The 16,796-nt window shown below is 53.4% G+C and carries 17 protein-coding genes; 16 read left to right on the top strand and 1 reads right to left on the bottom strand.

All coding sequences use genetic code 11. From position 1 onward, the window contains the following. From AC2FNE_RS11225 to AC2FNE_RS11160, 14 genes are all read left to right on the top strand, one after another. Positions 1–643, top strand: a 643-nt coding sequence (locus AC2FNE_RS11225; protein ID WP_496805392.1) for an extracellular solute-binding protein, incomplete at its 5' end; no start/stop codon positions are given. Between the two features lie 67 nt (positions 644–710). Further along, positions 711–1,733 carry a carbohydrate ABC transporter permease gene (locus tag AC2FNE_RS11220; protein ID WP_170477327.1) on the top strand — a complete coding sequence of 341 codons (1,023 nt, stop codon included), beginning with the start codon at positions 711–713 and terminating at the stop codon, positions 1,731–1,733. Position 1,734: 1 nt separating this feature from the next. Continuing rightward, on the top strand, positions 1,735–2,889 hold the full coding sequence (locus tag AC2FNE_RS11215; protein ID WP_496805391.1) for a carbohydrate ABC transporter permease: 1,155 nt from the start codon (positions 1,735–1,737) through the stop codon (positions 2,887–2,889). 127 nt (positions 2,890–3,016) lie between these two features. Continuing rightward, positions 3,017–3,547: an ester cyclase gene (locus AC2FNE_RS11210; protein ID WP_170477321.1), complete on the top strand. Its 531-nt coding sequence runs from the start codon at positions 3,017–3,019 to the stop codon at positions 3,545–3,547. An 11-nt stretch (positions 3,548–3,558) separates the two neighbouring features. Beyond that, a complete protein-coding gene (gene hisD / locus AC2FNE_RS11205; RefSeq protein ID WP_170477318.1) occupies positions 3,559–4,890 on the top strand; it encodes a histidinol dehydrogenase in 1,332 nt (443 codons plus the stop codon). Further along, positions 4,887–5,939 carry an ester cyclase gene (locus AC2FNE_RS11200; RefSeq protein WP_496805390.1) on the top strand — a complete coding sequence of 351 codons (1,053 nt, stop codon included), beginning with the start codon at positions 4,887–4,889 and terminating at the stop codon, positions 5,937–5,939. Before hisD ends, AC2FNE_RS11200 begins: the two co-directional genes overlap by 4 nt. After that, positions 5,939–6,703: an SDR family NAD(P)-dependent oxidoreductase gene (locus AC2FNE_RS11195; RefSeq protein ID WP_170603566.1), complete on the top strand. Its 765-nt coding sequence runs from the start codon at positions 5,939–5,941 to the stop codon at positions 6,701–6,703. The genes AC2FNE_RS11200 and AC2FNE_RS11195 overlap by 1 nt, the downstream gene beginning before the upstream one ends. Then, a complete protein-coding gene (locus tag AC2FNE_RS11190) occupies positions 6,703–7,746 on the top strand; it encodes a LacI family DNA-binding transcriptional regulator (protein WP_170603564.1) in 1,044 nt (347 codons plus the stop codon). Before AC2FNE_RS11195 ends, AC2FNE_RS11190 begins: the two co-directional genes overlap by 1 nt. Then, complete coding sequence (locus AC2FNE_RS11185) at positions 7,743–8,732, top strand: nuclear transport factor 2 family protein (protein ID WP_496805389.1); 990 nt, start codon at positions 7,743–7,745, stop codon at positions 8,730–8,732. The genes AC2FNE_RS11190 and AC2FNE_RS11185 overlap by 4 nt, the downstream gene beginning before the upstream one ends. Before the next feature lie 151 nt (positions 8,733–8,883). Next, positions 8,884–9,843: a cupin domain-containing protein gene (locus AC2FNE_RS11180; RefSeq protein ID WP_170603562.1), complete on the top strand. Its 960-nt coding sequence runs from the start codon at positions 8,884–8,886 to the stop codon at positions 9,841–9,843. Further along, entirely contained in the window at positions 9,840–10,442 is a 603-nt protein-coding gene (locus AC2FNE_RS11175; RefSeq protein ID WP_496805388.1) for a class I SAM-dependent methyltransferase, read from the top strand. The genes AC2FNE_RS11180 and AC2FNE_RS11175 overlap by 4 nt, the downstream gene beginning before the upstream one ends. Positions 10,443–10,452: 10 nt before the next feature. Then, positions 10,453–11,574, top strand: a complete 1,122-nt coding sequence (locus tag AC2FNE_RS11170) for a cobalamin-independent methionine synthase II family protein (protein ID WP_170603560.1) — start codon at positions 10,453–10,455, stop codon at positions 11,572–11,574. After that, the gene (locus tag AC2FNE_RS11165; protein WP_496805387.1) at positions 11,574–12,269 is read left to right on the top strand and encodes an alpha/beta fold hydrolase; all 696 of its coding nucleotides are present in this window, start codon (positions 11,574–11,576) and stop codon (positions 12,267–12,269) included. The genes AC2FNE_RS11170 and AC2FNE_RS11165 overlap by 1 nt, the downstream gene beginning before the upstream one ends. Continuing rightward, positions 12,266–12,961 carry an RraA family protein gene (locus tag AC2FNE_RS11160; protein ID WP_496805386.1) on the top strand — a complete coding sequence of 232 codons (696 nt, stop codon included), beginning with the start codon at positions 12,266–12,268 and terminating at the stop codon, positions 12,959–12,961. The genes AC2FNE_RS11165 and AC2FNE_RS11160 overlap by 4 nt, the downstream gene beginning before the upstream one ends. Positions 12,962–13,097: 136 nt before the next feature. On the opposite strand, the gene AC2FNE_RS11155 is transcribed toward AC2FNE_RS11160, so the two are convergent. Further along, positions 13,098–14,534 (bottom strand): arylsulfatase, encoded by a 1,437-nt coding sequence (locus tag AC2FNE_RS11155; RefSeq protein ID WP_496805385.1) that lies wholly within the window; start codon positions 14,532–14,534, stop codon positions 13,098–13,100. A gap of 381 nt (positions 14,535–14,915) precedes the next feature. On the opposite strand from AC2FNE_RS11155, the gene AC2FNE_RS11150 reads away from it, so the two are divergent. Then, entirely contained in the window at positions 14,916–15,437 is a 522-nt protein-coding gene (locus tag AC2FNE_RS11150; protein ID WP_496805384.1) for a hypothetical protein, read from the top strand. Next, positions 15,434–16,753 carry a response regulator gene (locus tag AC2FNE_RS11145; protein ID WP_170603554.1) on the top strand — a complete coding sequence of 440 codons (1,320 nt, stop codon included), beginning with the start codon at positions 15,434–15,436 and terminating at the stop codon, positions 16,751–16,753. The genes AC2FNE_RS11150 and AC2FNE_RS11145 overlap by 4 nt, the downstream gene beginning before the upstream one ends. Positions 16,754–16,796 lie beyond the last annotated feature (43 nt).

Genomic DNA, 16,796 nt, shown 5'->3' with positions numbered 1-16,796 from the left:
CTTGGGCGAAGGTGGTTCGTTCTTTGGGGATGGCAATATGCCGGCTATCAACAACGAACAGGGAGTTGCGGCCCTTGAGACGCTTAAATCGATGACCGAGTACATGGACCCGGAATATCTAGTCTCCGACTCAACCTACGTGCAGCAGCAGTTTCAGCAGGGCAAGATTGCCATTGCAAATCTTTGGGCCAGCCGCGCGGCTGCCATGAATGATGAGGCTGAAAGCCAGGTCGTTGGCAAGGTGACTATGTCAGCGGCCCCTATGGGTTCTGCAGTACCAGCGACCACAATTTGGTGGGACGGTATCGTCCTGGCATCGAACATGAGCGATGAAGAGGCTGACGCTGCCTTCCGCGTAGCTATGGAAGGTATCGACGGTGATATGGTCAGCGCCAACAATGATGCGGCGGTGTGGCTTAACCCGGCTTACGCGGCTGGTCCGCTGGCAGCAGGAGCTGCAGCATCTGCTGAAGCCGGTGCCAAGCCATATCCGGCATCTGGTCCAATGGGCATAATGCACACAGCGTTGGGTAACGGTCTGGCCGATTATCTCACTGGCGCAAAGGACGCGCAAACTACATTGGCCGATATCGAGGCGGATTATGTTACCGCTGCGAAGGAAGCTGGCTTGATCAGCAACTGATCCTTCCACGGGGAGGGCTTCGGTCCTCCCTCGCCCTGTTCCTGAGAACCATGAGAAAGGCAGAGCCATGAATTTCCGGACATTTGCCGCCTTTGTCGGCCCTTCTGTCTTTATGATGCTTCTCTTTATCGCTTTCCCACTGGTCAGCGTGTTCAAACAAAGTTTCTATGTCACTCAACCAATCTACGAGACGGTCGAAAAGGAAACCTGTACACCCGGTTTTCTGAAACAAACTTGCGTGACGGAACAAGTTTCGCAGCCGAAATTGGATGAGCATGGTGAGGTGATCACGCAAACCCAATATGTCGGGCTGCAAAGCTATCGCAATGTTCTGGAACCGGAACGGGCATGGCGCGCGATAAGCGACGGTAATTGGCACGTTTTGTCGACGATAAACTTTTGGAAAGCGCTGCGTTTCACTCTGACCTTCACTTTGATCACACTGCCTTTGGTTGTTGGTTGTGGGCTGGGGATAGCAATTTTGATCAACAACGCGGCCAAATCAATACGTGGACCGGTGATATTCATTTCGCTCTTGCCCTTCATCATCACGCCTGTGATCGGTGTGCTGTCGATCAATTGGCTGTTCCGTGGTGATGGCATTCTGACCGCACTGATTGAATGGTGGCTAAACCGCGATATCGCCCTGTTTGCGCAGGCTTGGACAATCGAAATTCTGATGATGCTTTATCGCGTTTGGCACGTGGCGCCTTTCGCCGCCATCGTTTTCTATGCGGGTCTACAAACCGTCAATCAGGACAGTCTGGAAAGCGCGGTGATCGACGGCGCAACCCGTTGGCAGCGTTTGAAATACATAGTCATCCCCCACCTGATGCCTTTGATTATCTTCGTGTCTATGATCCATTTGATGGACAGCTACCGCGTTTTCGAAGAAATCGTAGGTTTCTCGAGCCAAGGCTATGTCATCTCATTGCAGTGGCTGACTTTCGACTACCTGACCCCGGATCAGGCAGGCAACCGGTCGATCAGCCGGGCTTCGGCCAACTCGATGCTAACCATGATCGGTGTTGTTATCCTACTTATCCTACCGCTGCGCCGCACTTGGCGTGATCATAAAGGGGGTCATTAATATGTCCTCGCGCGCACTTCGCCAGCCATTCAGCTTACGCCTGACTTCGAACGTTTGTCTGGCGCTTTGGTGTCTGATTGCGTCCTTCCCGATCTTCTGGATCGTTGTAATGAGCTTCAAGTCACCAGTGGACGCCTTCGATAGTAATGCGCTGAACGTTATTTTCGGCCCGGCAACCTTGGGTGTCGGCAAAGGTCTGTCACTTTTGGACATTATTTTTGGTGTGGCGGTTATTTGGGCGACGATCATTGTCGCAACAAGGGCCCTTCCATCTTTGGTGAAATCCTACACTAAACCTGGGCAAGAATGGTTTGGTTGGCTGATTGGTGTGCTGACTTTGCTATTGGGTTTTCTACTGGTTTTCTTTGTTATTTTGCCAACGTTTCTTGCCTTGCTCAATCCGTTGTTTGGCCCACTTGGACGCGACATTCTTGGCTTAACAACCGAACACTACAAAACTGTCTGGATAGACCGAGGGTTCTCGAACAACTTTAAGAATTCACTTATTGTCACCACTGGAGTTGTAACGGTTTCACTGACTGTTGGAACTTTGGCGGGTTATGGTCTGGCCCGGTCTGGGTCCACGCTAGCTTTCTGGATTCTTATCGTCGCTCTGGTGTTCCGCGCACTGCCCCATTCCGTGCTTGTCGCAGGTTATCTTCCGGTCTTTATCAACTCTGCCGAATGGCTTAGCCCGATACTGGGCGACAATGCGCCAACCCTATATGGCAAGCCGTTCGCCGTGATCGCCGTGCTTGTCGCCATCAACCAACCGTTTACGATTTGGATGCTGAGGTCATTCTTCCAGAACATTCCGGCTGAATTGGACGAGGCCGCCCGTGTTGACGGTTGCAGCCACTTTCAGGCCTTTCGCAGGGTCATCATGCCTGTGATGTGGCCTGGCGTTATTACGACCGGTTTGTTTAGTTTCCTGTTGGCTTATAATGACTTTCTTGTCACCGCACTTTTGCTGGACGCACAAAACCAAACCATGGTTCCGGCAATTGTGGGAATGTTCAACCGTGAGACGACCACAACAGATCAGGTTGTTGCTGTGGCCGCTGCGGTATCGATCACCGCGCCACTGATCTTCCTTGTACTGATATTCCAGCGCCAGATCGTGAGCGGCTTGACGGCTGGGGCGGTCAAAGGTTGATGAGCAAGAATGCAAGACATAACGCTATGTCGCGCCATCCGGCGCTGAACAGGATGCCGAGGGATTTTCTGAGATTTGGGGTCAAACATCCCAATCCCTCCTACTGGCAACCTGAAAGGACAAAGACATGAAAGGTTCCCGTCCTGAACAAGCGGTTCTGACCCGCGAAACGGACATGAGCAAAACCGAAGACACGCGCCGCGTTATTGAAACCATGGTCGACGGTTTAAACGACCACCGCATTGACGACATCGGAGAATTCTTCGCCCAAGGCTTCCGCTGGATGGGCAATCAGGGCTGCGGCACAAAGGTGGGCCTGCAGGAATTTCAGGACAACTGGCAGCGCCCGTTTCAGGCCGCATTCTCTGACAAGACCTGCATTGACGAGGCACGCCTGTACATGGGCGAGTGGGCGGCAGCCTTTGGCCGTCAGGAAGCCACTCATTCCGGCGAGTTCCTAGGCATCGCACCCACCGGCAAGCGGGTCGAGATCCGATATATGGACTTTTGGAAAGTCGTCGACGGCAAGATAGTCGACAACTGGGTGAATGTGGATTTCGCCCATGTCGCCGCGCAGCTAGGCGTGGATGTATTCAAAGGCGAAGGCTGGGAAGCATTTGACCGGGGAGAGAAAGCTCCGCCCCGGCCCGACAACTGAGGATTAGCACCATGGCAATCGAATATTTGAAACGCGGCAAATCCGACGAGGACCGGGCAGAAGATGACGCCAAAACCCGCGCTGTGGTTGAAGCAACGCTGAAAGACATCGAAGCCCGCGGCGACGCAGCCGTGCGTGAGTTGAGCGAGAAGTTTGACAACTATTCGCCAGTATCATTCCGTCTCAGCCAGAAGGAAATCGATAGTCTTATTGGACAACTGACGGATCGTGAAATTGCCGATATCAAATTCGCGCAAGAACAGGTACGTAATTTTGCGCAGGCGCAGCGGGATTCAATGTTGGACATCGAGGTTGAAACTCTGCCTGGCGTCATATTGGGTCATAAGAACATCCCTGTACAATCTGTTGGATGTTATGTGCCTGGTGGAAAGTTTCCAATGGTGGCCTCTGCCCACATGTCCGTGGCTACCGCCTCAGTTGCCGGTGTTCCTCGGATCATCGCTTGTACACCTCCCTTCCAAGGCAAGCCAAACCCGGCGGTGATTGCAGCCATGCATCTCGGCGGTGCGCATGAAATCTACGTTATGGGCGGCATTCAGGCGATCGGCGCAATGGCTTTGGGAACCGAGACCATTAATCCCGTTCACATGCTGGTGGGTCCCGGCAACGCTTTTGTCGCAGAGGCCAAACGCCAATTGTTTGGTCGCGTCGGTATAGACCTGTTCGCGGGGCCAACCGAGACAATGGTTATTGCGGATGAGACAGCAGCTGATGCGGAACTCTGCGCGACCGATCTGCTTGGTCAGGCTGAGCATGGCTATAACAGCCCCTGCGTTCTGCTGACCAACTCACGCAAATTGGCCGAAGATACCATGTCCGAAGTCGACCGTTTGCTGGGTATCCTGCCTACAGCTGGCACCGCGAAAGTGTCATGGGACGAGTATGGCGAAGTGATCGTCTGCGACACGTATGACGAGATGCTGAAGGTCGCCGATGACATCGCCTCGGAACATGTTCAGGTAATGACCGACCGCGACGACTGGTTCCTTGAGAACATGACTTGCTACGGTGCTCTGTTTCTTGGTCCGCGTACAAATGTTTCAAATGGCGACAAAGTGATCGGAACAAACCATACATTGCCAACAAAAAAAGCCGGGCGCTATACCGGTGGGCTTTGGGTGGGAAAGTATCTGAAAACTCACAGCTATCAGAAAGTACTTACCGATGAAGCGGCGACGCTTATTGGTGAGTATGGCTCGCGCTTGTGCATGCTGGAAGGTTTTGTTGGCCATGCCGAACAGTGCAACGTTCGCGTGCGTCGCTATGGCGGTATCAACGTACCCTACGGCGAACCCGCCCCCTACCGGGACGCCGCAGAATGAGTGACAAGCACACACAACACAAAGCCCTTATCGCACCACTCAGGGCGGCGATGTACGACTTTTCCGAGGCCGGTGTACGTAAAGCGTTGGCCGAAGTGACAAGCTCAGACGCCGTGTTCCACCTGTGCCATCCTTTTGGCGACAGCACAGGCAGTGATGCTTTTTTCGATTGCGCCTATAAGAACCTTTTGGATGCCTGGCCTGATTTAGAACGTCGTGACTACATTGTCATGGCCGGACCGGACGACGGTGGAGCTGACTGGGTCGGCTGTGGTGGCTACTATACCGGTACCTTCATCGGGCCTTGGCTGGATATCCCGCCCACCGGTCATCAGGCAACCATGCGGTTCCACGAATTCTACCGTTTTGTAGATGGCAAAGTCGTTGAGTTTCAGGCACTTTGGGACATCCCCGAAGTAATGATACAGGCCAAAGCCTGGCCGATGTCCCCAAGCCTGGGTCTCGAATGGCATGTGCCCGGTCCAGCCACTCAAGACGGTTTTGTTCCGGGGCCCTACGATGAAGCTAAGGGCACCAAGACCTGTCAACACATAATAGAAATGCTCGAATTTCTAAAAAGACATCCATCCCAAGGTGGCCCCGAGGTGATGGAGATGGAACGGTTCTGGCACCCTCGCATGAACTGGTACGGCCCTTCGGGTATAGGGACCGGCCGTGGTTACGCTGGCTTTCGAAACTGGCACCAAATTCCATTCTTGAATGGCATGCCGGACCGCGGGCAGTACGTTGATGACATAATCTACCATTTCTTCGGTGATGGCGAATATGCCGCTGTGACCGGCTGGCCTAACATGATTCAGACGGTTACTGGTGACGGCTGGATGGGGATTGTTCCTTCAGGAAAAATGATCACCATGCGGAGTCTCGATTTCTGGCGACTTGAAAACGGCAAGATCCGCGAGAATTGGGTTCTGGTCGACCTTCTTGACGCCTACCGACAGCTTGGTGTCGACGTCTTTGCCCGATTGCGAGAATTCAACAAGGCTCGCAACATAGGTCGCATCGATGTTCCCGATGGAATGCACTGATGACCGAATTGCCACGTACCCCTTCGTTTTCCCTTAGCGGAAAGACTGCCTTAGTAACCGGCGCTTCGTCAGGCATCGGTCAGGGCTGCGCGGTAGCTCTTGCCGAAGCAGGCGCTCACGTCGTTTGCGCGGCCAGAGGCAAGGAGCGATTAGATGAAACCGTTGCGGCATTGCAAAGGCAGGGCTGGTCGTCCGAGGCTGCGGTCGTAGATCAGGGTGATCTTATTGCCCTAAATCGGATTTTTGAGGGCCGAGTATTCGACGTGGTTGTGAACTCTGCTGGAATTGCACGCCATAGCCCGGCGATTGAGACAACGCCCGAGGATTTTGACACCGTCGCGGACGTAAATCTGCGATCGGCCTATTTCCTGTCGGCTTATGCCGCCAAGGCCTTGATGGCAGCAGATAAGCCAGGGTCAATCATTCACATCTCAAGTCAGATGGGCCATGTGGGCGGGGTTGACCGGGCGCTTTATTGCGCAACCAAGCATGGCCTCGAAGGTATGGTCAAAGCTATGGCCATTGAATGGGGCAAGCAACGAATTCGCATCAACACAATTTGCCCGACATTTATTCGCACACCCTTGACGCAATCCACGTTTGAAAATCCTGAACGCGCTGCGTGGATTATGGAGAAGATCAAGCTGGATCGCGTGGGCGAGGTCGAAGATATCATGGGTGCAGTCACTTATCTTGCGTCCGACGCTTCTGCTTTGGTTACAGGCACTTCGATGCTGATCGACGGAGGTTGGACGGCGGACTGATGGTTGAAAAGGTGACATCACTTCAAGTTGCCCAACTTGCCGGCGTCAGCCAATCCGCCGTCAGCAGGGTGTTCACACCCGGTGCTTCGGTCAGTAAAAAAACCGAAGATAAAGTGCGGAAGGCGGCCGCTAAGTTGGGGTATCGCCCCAATGTTTTAGCCCGCGCGATGGTATCCGGCAAAAGCCGTATCATCGGATTGGTTGTCGGCTATCTGGACAACTACTTCTATCCCGAAGCGCTCGAAAAACTGTCGAACGCACTGCAGGAACAAGGCTATCACGTTTTGATCTTCATGGCTTCTCGCTCGGCTGGGAATATCGACAATGTGATGGACGAAATCCTCGATTATCAGGTCGACGGGGTTATTTTGGCGTCGGTCCCGATGTCGTCGGACATAGCGATGCGCTGCCAGCAGGCTGGGGTTCCGGTTGTGTTGTTTAACCGCAGTCAGGATATCGAAGGCATCACCACTGTTACTTCCGACAACTACGCTGGGGGTCGCAAAGTGGCCGAGTTCCTTATTGATGGGGGGCATGAAAGGATAGCCTATATCGCGGGTTGGCAAGGTGCTTCGACCCAACGCGACCGCGAAGCTGGTTTCCGAGCCGCGCTTACAGAGGCCGGGCGAGACCTTTTCGCTCATGAGGTCGGTGATTTTCACACCGAAAACGCCCGCGCCGCAGCCCGACGAATGTTTGATGTTGCACCAGACAAACGACCCGATGCCGTCTTCGTCGCCAACGATCACATGGCACTGGCTGTGATGGACGTCATACGTTTTGAACTTGGCCTAAACGTACCCGAGGATATCTCGGTCGTGGGTTATGACGATGTACCGCCTGCCGGGTGGCCCGCCTACAATCTGACTACAATCCGACAGCGGGCCAATCTAATGGTGACCGAAACTGTTGACGCGCTTTTTGAACATATCGACACCCCGGAAATGGCCGAGCCTCGCAAGGTGGCCATTGATGGGCCACTGGTCGTGCGAACCTCGGCCCGTTTGCCAAAAGGGTGGGCCCCACAAAGGACAGAAACATGAAAGGCTTTGATCCCAAATTTCGGGATTTTCCCGACTATATCATTGGTATCACCAAGGAGATCTGGGAAGACCGGGGCATCTCGACCCTGCATGAGTATTACAGTGACGATATCGTCGTTCGTTCGCCCGGGTCGGTTGTTCTGGGTAATCAGAACGTTATCGGCGCAACAATGGCGACGCTGGCCGAGTTTCCGGACCGGCAGCTTTTGGGCGAGGATGTAATCTGGTCAGGTACACCGGAACAGGGCATGCTAAGCTCGCACCGGATCATTTCAACCGCTACGCATCTGGCCGAAGGCGTATACGGTAAGCCAACGGGTACCAAGCTGCGATACCGGATTCTTGCCGATTGTCACGCAATCAACAATCAGATCAACGACGAATGGCTGATCCGCGATCAAGGTGCAATTGTGCGTCAGATGGGTTGGGACCCAAAGGAATATGCGGCCGACCTCATTGAACGTGAGGGCGGGGCGGATAACTGCGTCAGGCCACTGACCCCGGAAACCGATCAGCCCGGACCTTATGAAGGACGAGGCAACGACAACGAGTGGGGACAACGTTACGCCGACATTCTGACCCGGATCATGAACGCCGATATGGGTGCGATCGAAGCAGAGTATGACCGCGCCGTGCAATCCGAATATGTGGGCGGTGTCACTGGCCACGGTTGGGGTGCAGTAGACCGGTTTTGGATGGGACTTCGGGCCTCCTTCCCGAATGCGGAGTTCAAGATCGAACACCAGATTGGCCGCGATGACACGAACATGGCCCCTCGTGCTGCTTTGCGCTGGAGCCTTTGGGGTAAGCATGACGGCTGGGGGGTTTTTGGCGCACCGACTGGCGCACAGGTCTATGTGCTTGGCATCAGCCACGCCGAATTTGGCGAGTTGATCGCCGGCCACCCGCTGCTGCGTCGCGAATATACGCTGTTCGACGAAACTTCGGTCTGGAAACAAATTCTGCTGCAGGGTGGAGAAAGCTGAGTGACCGTAATCGTTTCATCTCTGAATAACAGTCGAGCGGCGCGGCGATTTCATACGCATCGCGCATCACTGCGTGCACGTCGGCTGAACAATCGTCCTCCGGGAGGGCGGGTGTTGATCCCATCGCCCCAATTTCCAAGGAGACAATCTAATGAGCACCATCACACAACGTATCGTCCGCTATGGCGAACTCCAGCCCTGCAAAACGGCGTTTATTGACGCCCACACACCGGGCAGCGATCAAAAGGAAAACTTCACAATCATCGGCGGCGGCGTTTCCGAGTCGCCAGACCAGCATGTGCACATCACCGATAAGATAGGCTTCAACATTGGGGCAGCTGGGCAACCTCCGAAATGTCGCAACTCTTTGCACAGCCACACAACTGCCGAAGTTTTCTTTGTCGCCAAAGGGCGATGGCGGTTTTTTTGGGGCCGTTATGGCACAGCCGGCGAGTTCATTGCCGAAGAGGGCGATATCTTCAATATCCCAACCGGCATTTTCCGAGGGTTCGAAAATGTCGGCCAAGACTATGGAATGATCATGGCGATCCTGGGCGGCGACGATGCGGGGGGCGGCGTCACCTGGGCGCCGCAGGTTATCGAAGACGCGCAGGAGCATGGGCTGATGCTTGGTGACAATGGCGTTTTGTATGACAAAAAAAAGGGTCAGGAATTGCCGCACAACGTACGACCGATGCCTCTTTTGACCGAAGAGCAACTAAAAGAGTACCCAGAGGTGCCGGTCGAGGATGTAGTCGGAAAGTATGTTGCGCGTTATTGGGACCTGATGGCGCTGTCGGCGAACAAACCCGCTCGGGTGATCGGCGAAAATGCTCTGATCAAAGACAAACCGGGGTTCGAAGTCGATTTCCTTGGTCGGGGTTCCTCGATAACCGAACCAATCACGGCCGAAAAACCAGTAGTTCTGATGCCCGCGAGTGGCCACTGGCGTATTTCGGTGGGTGGTTACGAGACAACGCTGTCCACTGGCGATACCGCTTTGGTCTTGCCCGGTGAGTCTTATAGCGTTCAACCGTCAATGACGGGACAGGCAGGTTTGTACCGGATTTCGGCTACTGACGACCCGGCTGGAGCTACTTGGACAGAATGAATGTAAACCCGAAAGACACGCACGCCGTGTACGAACGGCAAGCCACAGAATTCGACAAGCGACGTTCCAAAGCTCTGTTCGAAGCGCGTTGGCTGGCGCGTTTCACCGCCAGCCTGAAACCGGGTGATCACGTATTGGACCTTGGCTGTGGCGCAGGAGATCCGATCGCGCGCTGGTTCATGGCAGAGGGTTTTGCTGTCACAGGCGTCGACTTCTCAGAGGCGATGCTAGCCATAGCTCGGGAACGTTGGCCTGATGGCGATTGGCGACATGCAGATATGCGTGAGTTTGAGTTGGAACAGCAGTTCGACGGCATCATCGCATGGGACAGCTTTTTCCACCTGACGGCAGATGAACAAAAGAACTGCATAGCTCGTATGGCGCACCATTTGCGTCCGGGTGGGATGCTGATGCTGACGGTTGGTCCTCGTGCTGGAGAGGTAAGCGGCACTGTTGGGGAAGAGCTTGTATATCATGCGTCTTTGTCACCAGCGGACTACGCCATTTGTTTGGAAGAAAACGAATTACGAATGACCGGTTTTCTGGCCGAGGACCCTGAAACCCAAAGCCGTACTGTTCTTATGGCGTGCAAAATTTAAGGAGACTCTTATGACCATAAAGACCACACATGTAGGGTCCCTGCCCCGAACCCAAGAGGTGGTGGATTTCATCTTCGCCCGGGAAAATGAGGAGTCCTACGATATTGATGCCTTTGACGGTTGCATGGCTGATGCAGTTTCAGAGACGGTGCGCAAACAGGTTGAAGCCGGGATCGACATCGTTAGTGACGGTGAAACTTCAAAGATTTCATACGCTACGTATGTCAAAGATCGTTACACCGGTTTCTCGGGAGATAGCCCGCGCAACGCGCCCGCAGATCTGAAGATGTTTCCAAGCTTCCTTCAGCGGTTGGCAAACGATGGAGGCACTCCTCAGTATGCTCGACCTATGTGCACCGGTGAGGTGCGTTCAAAGGGGCAAGGTGAGTTGCAGAAGGACATCGCCAACCTCAAGGCCGCAATGGCACAACATGGGGCAGATCGAGGTTTCATGAATGCAGCCTCGCCAGGTGTGATTTCCCTGTTCCTGCAAAATGACTTTTATCCGACACGAGACTCCTATTTGTCCGCTTTGGCCGACGCCATGAAAGAAGAATATGAAACCATAGTAGCAGCTGGGCTGGACCTTCAATTGGATTGCCCCGATCTGGCATTATCGCGCCACATGCTCTTTACAGATCTCTCGGATGACGAGTTTGTCGCGATTGCCAATTTGCACGTCGAGGCCTTGAACCACGCACTTCAAAATGTACCTCAGGACCGCGTTCGTGTGCACATCTGCTGGGGCAACTACGAAGGTCCGCATTGCTGTGACATCGCAATGGATAAGGTTTTCAACACTCTGATGTCGACGAAATCTCGATATGTCCTTTTCGAAACCTCGAACCCGCGCCACGCGCACGAATGGACTGTATTCCGCGACCGGAGGGGCGAAATACCTGAAGACAAGATTCTAGTGCCTGGGGTGGTCGACACCACCACAAATTTCGTGGAGCATCCAGAACTGGTAGCCCAGAGGATCACTCGTTTTACCGACATCGTGGGCTCAGACCGGGTAATCGCAGGCAGCGATTGCGGATTTGGAACATTTGCAGGTTTTGGTGCCGTCGACCCTGAAATTGCCTACGCCAAACTGGCGACGCTGGTCGAGGGGGCAAAGCTGGCTTCGTAATGACACCGCTGATCTGCTTACCCGGCATGATGTGCGATGCTCGCCTTTTCGGTCCTCAGATCAAAGCGTTGTCCAGCAGAATGCCAATAATGACCTTTCCGCTGAGCCAGCAAAATAGTGTCGAGGCGTTGGCAGCAGATATCCTGAACAATGCACCGCCCTTGTTCGCTCTGGCAGGTTTATCGATGGGCGGTATCGTAGCCATGGAGATTGTGCGTCAAGCTCCGGAACGAGTGTTGCGACTTGCGCTTCTTGATACAAATCCGCTGGCTGAATCACCTGAGGTGGCTGCGCGCCGTGGACCCCAGATGGCAGCAGTGCGCAAGGGTCGCTTGTGGAATGTGATGCGCGATGAGATGAAACCGAATTACTTGGCTGACGGTCCCCGCCAGGGGTCGATCCTTGACCTGTGTATGGTTATGGCTACCGATCTTGGTCCGGACGTCTTCCTGCGTCAATCTCAGGCGCTGATGGATCGTTCGGACCAAAGCGAAACCCTTTCCGCTTATTCTGGAAAAGCCTTGGTCCTATGTGGCCAAGAAGACGGGCTTTGCCCTGTCGAGCGGCATCAGTTGATGCATGATCTTATGCCACGCAGCACTTTTACAATTATTGATGGCGCGGGCCATCTGCCCACACTGGAACAACCAAACGAGACAACAGCGGCGCTGGTACGCTGGTTGGAGGACACATGACACCGTCCCTTTTATCTTTGCTCCGTAAGATCGACACGCCAACTGTCTGCAATGCCATTGAGGTGGCGCAAGGCAAGCGTGGATTCAATAGCTTCACCCGCCGTACCATGTTGTGTTCCGCGCCTGAAGAACCCGCAATAGTCGGATACGCCCGCACTGCAAAAATCGCAGCGGTCAATCCCCCGAAAGAAGCTCCGGACGTCATCAAGAATCGCCGAATGGATTACTACAAATATATGTCTGAGGCACCCGGCCCCAGCGTCGCAGTTATCGAGGATGCGGATTATCCAGATTGTATCGGTGCCTTTTGGGGTGAGATCAATACCTCGGTCCACAAGGGATTCGGTATGTCAGGTGTAGTGACCAACGGCGTTATGCGCGATCTGGGCGATTTACCCGAGGGGTTCCCAGTTGTCGCCGGTTCCGTCGGGCCAAGCCATGGTTTCGTCCATGTTCGTGAGATAGACACACAGGTATCAGTTTTTGGCCTAACGGTAAGTCCAGGCGAACTAATTCATGCCGATCGTCATGGTGCATTGGTGATACCTACTGATATCGTCGATCAATTAGAAACCGCAATCCAAAAGCTGTTGACGACGGAACGCATTGTCTTGGACGCCGCCCGCCCGCCTGAGTTCAATTTTGAAGCATTCGAAACCGCGTGGTCGGCTTTCGAGAAAGCCAGGGTCTGAGTTCGGTTGTTAAAAGAGCACGCCGCATTAGTCGAAGGTCTCCGCCAGTGTGGATTTGGGATCAACGGCATTTGCCCGTATTGCTGACACCCTTTGTAACAAACTGAACAATTTACTTTATGGACTATGCCTTTGCTCAGTTTTTGGGCGGTTCATAGGGATCAGGTGTTCCTGGTGGAATTGGGGGGTACTCCTGAAATGTCGCAAGGTGTTCCTGCAGTTGTGGTAGTGCCTTTTCCACCGCCCAAGTATGCGGAAAAAGTACGCTTTCGCGCTCATGCGGATCATTCAGAAGGTTATACACCCTGGGGGTATCGTAGGACTCGGTTGCGCCGAATGCTGTTGTGTTTTCTTTGAACAGGACCTTCCAATCCTTCCATTTGACACCGAATATCTGCTCGCCCATGTAGACGATCACGCCTTCTCGGTTGGAATTCGGCTGGGCCCCAAGAAAGAACTCAGATTGGTCAATGCCATCAAAGGCCCGGTCTTCCGGCACCTTGCCGCCTGCAAATGCTGCAAGCGTAGGAAACAGATCCATCGAGTGGACGACATCGTTACTAGCTGAACCAGCAGGAATCTTCCCGGGCCACTTGATAGCGAAGGGAACGCGCATGCTTCCTTCGAGGCTTGTAAAAAGAGTGCCGCGCCACGGTCCTGCAGTACCATGTACTGCTGGGACAGGCGAGACGTTGGCATTTCCAACCGGAAGCGCTTCGGGGCCGTTGTCAGCAGTAAAAATAACCACCGTGTCGTCGGCGATGTCTGCCGCCTCAAGCGCATCAACTATACGTCCGATATAGGAGTCTGTCTGGCGAAGAATATCTGCCCATACCCCGTTTCCAGTTGCTCCTTCGAACTCTTCGGAAACGATGTTTGGATAGTGGGTCTGCGTATAAGCAAGATAAATGAAAAACGGCGCGTCTGCCTCGCTCTTGGCTTCGATGAAATCGATGGCTTTCTTTGTCAGGTCGCCGTCAATTTCGCCGCGATAGTCCAGATCATAGTCGCGTGCTACTGTCGCTGGTTCGCCCGCAACGCCCTGCATCACAACAGGCTCTTCCATGTTTGCTTCGGCAAAGCCCGGAAGCGATCGCCAGACTGTGACATCAGTGGTCTCAACACCGTAAAACTCGTCGAAGCCCTGGTTCGTCGGAAAGCGTCCTTCGGTCCAGCCGAGGTGCCACTTGCCAAACATGGCGGTACTATACCCCGCATCCTTGAGCATCTCAGCCATCGTTATCTCCCATTGAGTCAAGCCGTAGACGCCGCCTCCCAGTGGGACTGTATGATTACCGCTGCGGATGCCGTAACGCCCCGTCATAGTTGCCGCGCGGGAGGGAGTACACTGGCTTTCCACGTTGAAGTTCGTAAGCCTCAGTCCTTCAGCCGCCAGCGCATCCATTTCAGGAGTGGCTGTGCCACGGATTATGCCGCCGCCGTTGAACCCCGGTTCACCCCAGCCAAAATTATCCAAAAAAATAAAGACGATATTGGGTCTGTCCTGAGCCAAAACAGCAGTGCCCAGAAGAAGAGACAGAAACAGTGAAAATATTCGCAATAACCACTTCATGACAACGCCCCCAAAACACACAACAACCCTGAGACTGACGAATAAGGTGACTGACCGTCAAGAATGAACTTCCGGTTTAGGTCCGATACGGTCATTCGCCGACGTTTCCCGGGTAAAGCTTGACGCATCATCACCAGCTCAACTTGTCCAACTTCCACAAGAATTTGACTAGGCGCCAAAAGAAATGAAGTGGCGGGTCGCCAATTTCAGACTCACAAAACCGGCAAATTGGGCCGCCCTCTCTAAACAACACTCGAGGTTACGAAGCTATCTCGTCAAAAATTCCTACTATCGCGGTTTAATCAGATTGTACCAGACGCAACCGCAACCCTCGTCCGGCAAAGCCGCAACGGCAATGTGGTCCCGCGCCAAGCGCTGAAGGTGTTATTTGGTTTCCTTACCGCAGGGTTGGTCACGTTTGTTCTGTCCCCATTCATCTCAGCATTTGCTGGCTTTGTTTCGAGTGACCTGACTTCCTACGCGGAATCGTTCCTCGCTCTTTTCACCGGACTTGGCGTATTCTGGGTCACAGCAGCGATCGTGCTTAAAGGGTCGACGCCTCGCGCGTGGTTTGGACGGGGACTTATCTGTATTGGAACCGCGCTTATAACGACACCGATCGGGCTGTCGGTCCTGTTCGCAATATACTTGCAAGACTGGATATCAGTCATATCCGGGACCGCCATTCAAAATGCAGGTACAACTGTGGCATCACTGTTTGGCGGTGTCGTCGTCGCGAATGCCCTGGCCTTGGGACTGGTCTTAGGATGTGTGTCAATGCTGTTTGGGCGATTGCTGGTGCAAGAGCACACTGAATTACCTGTCCGATACTGCAAACCCCAGTCATTCGCCTTATCCGATAAAGGATCGGCACGTGGGCTTTCATTGGAGCAGTCACAATGAACCTGGCCATCAATAACCATTTTCACAGTAATGAATCAGAGCCTTTAACCATGGACCCAATTCGCATCCTTATCGTTGCACCGGACGAAGCGCGTTCAGCAATTCAAGAGCTTGCAACACAGCTTGTAGGAGCTGAGATAGTTGGTGTTGCCTACAATCTAAGAACGGCAAAACAGATATTGGATCGCACGCAACCCGATTTGCTTCTGGCCGACGTAATGCTTCAAGGACTGCGTAGTATTGACGTAATTTCATATGCTTCTGCAATATTGCCAGATCTCAAGATCCTGGCGCTTAGCCCAAGCGACCCACCTCATGATCGCATTATCCTCGCCATTCAAGCCGGCGCACTTGGATATATTTGCCGTGCCGCTGGAGGCGATGAAATGCAAAGTGCAATAAACGAAGTGCTTGAAGGAAACTATTACCTGCCAACTGACACAACTATCGACGTTCTCAAGGACGCAGCGCCCGAGCTTGCCGCTTCTGCAAAGGAACGACTGAGCTTCATGTTTCAGGCCTTGCTCGGGTTCATTCCCGCAGCAGGTCTAATCGCGGCAGTCACAGGTTTTTTGTGGCGCGAGTATTGGGGTCAAATTGGCGTTCGCGTGGTTGATATAGGCGTTGATGCAAGTACGCGAGTCACCGAATTCGTACTAACTTTTCTGGTGCTTCTGGGAATTCTCGGCCCACTTCACTTTGTTGATAATTGGCGAGAAGCATTGAAGTCATGGGCAAACCGTCGCCCGCGACTTCGAAAGATAACCAAAGACTTTAAACCAGTGAAAATTGGAAAAACCACGATTGGAGAGATCGCGGCAAATGAAAAAGTTCAATGGCTAGCGGTGGCTGCGATCGTTCTGTCGGTCACGATTCCATTGGATTTCTCAGGTGGCAGAATTCTGACAATAATAATTGGCGCGGTGGTTGCGCTGGTGATGCTCGCAAATTTGTTCTCGTTGGAGGACTATCTGCCAGATCTGTTGCGCCCATCCAAACAACAAATAGGGAAAGCGTTGGTAATCGATGGTATGTTATTCTTGGTCCTGTTGCTTGTATTGAGCGCCGAAGTTTTCCTTTTAGGGCCCGACCTTCGCGAGGACGGATTGCATGGGTTTCTTGCACCCAAGGTTCTTGACCTTTCTGCCCGGCCGGTAACACTCATAGACCTGAATGAAAAATTCGAACCCATGCAAGCTCTTTACCTTGGTGGCAACGCAGATCTGTATGTTCTCTATGACCCCTGCGAAAAAGTTGTTCGAATGATCCCGGTTGGTTCTTCGCGGGTGGAACATATCCCTCAGGTCCAGTGCTAGTTCGCGTAGATGATCATATGCTTGGGTTCGAAATAATAACTCG

It is taken from the genome of Ruegeria sp. YKSD179, assembly GCF_059612885.1.
Note: the sequence above shows the minus strand (reverse complement) of the source record. Positions and strands in the feature narration are given on the sequence as shown.

Bases quoted from the DNA above. Each gene is read 5' to 3' on its own strand.
- AC2FNE_RS11220 (WP_170477327.1), top strand. From the start codon at position 711: ATGAATTTCCGGACATTTGCCGCCTTTGTCGGCCCTTCTGTCTTTATG.
- AC2FNE_RS11215 (WP_496805391.1), top strand. From the start codon at position 1,735: ATGTCCTCGCGCGCACTTCGCCAGCCATTCAGCTTACGCCTGACTTCG.
- AC2FNE_RS11210 (WP_170477321.1), top strand. From the start codon at position 3,017: ATGAAAGGTTCCCGTCCTGAACAAGCGGTTCTGACCCGCGAAACGGAC.
- hisD (WP_170477318.1), top strand. From the start codon at position 3,559: ATGGCAATCGAATATTTGAAACGCGGCAAATCCGACGAGGACCGGGCA.
- AC2FNE_RS11200 (WP_496805390.1), top strand. From the start codon at position 4,887: ATGAGTGACAAGCACACACAACACAAAGCCCTTATCGCACCACTCAGG.
- AC2FNE_RS11195 (WP_170603566.1), top strand. From the start codon at position 5,939: ATGACCGAATTGCCACGTACCCCTTCGTTTTCCCTTAGCGGAAAGACT.
- AC2FNE_RS11190 (WP_170603564.1), top strand. From the start codon at position 6,703: ATGGTTGAAAAGGTGACATCACTTCAAGTTGCCCAACTTGCCGGCGTC.
- AC2FNE_RS11185 (WP_496805389.1), top strand. From the start codon at position 7,743: ATGAAAGGCTTTGATCCCAAATTTCGGGATTTTCCCGACTATATCATT.
- AC2FNE_RS11180 (WP_170603562.1), top strand. From the start codon at position 8,884: ATGAGCACCATCACACAACGTATCGTCCGCTATGGCGAACTCCAGCCC.
- AC2FNE_RS11175 (WP_496805388.1), top strand. From the start codon at position 9,840: ATGAATGTAAACCCGAAAGACACGCACGCCGTGTACGAACGGCAAGCC.
- AC2FNE_RS11170 (WP_170603560.1), top strand. From the start codon at position 10,453: ATGACCATAAAGACCACACATGTAGGGTCCCTGCCCCGAACCCAAGAG.
- AC2FNE_RS11165 (WP_496805387.1), top strand. From the start codon at position 11,574: ATGACACCGCTGATCTGCTTACCCGGCATGATGTGCGATGCTCGCCTT.
- AC2FNE_RS11160 (WP_496805386.1), top strand. From the start codon at position 12,266: ATGACACCGTCCCTTTTATCTTTGCTCCGTAAGATCGACACGCCAACT.
- AC2FNE_RS11155 (WP_496805385.1), bottom strand. From the start codon at position 14,534: ATGAAGTGGTTATTGCGAATATTTTCACTGTTTCTGTCTCTTCTTCTG.
- AC2FNE_RS11145 (WP_170603554.1), top strand. From the start codon at position 15,434: ATGAACCTGGCCATCAATAACCATTTTCACAGTAATGAATCAGAGCCT.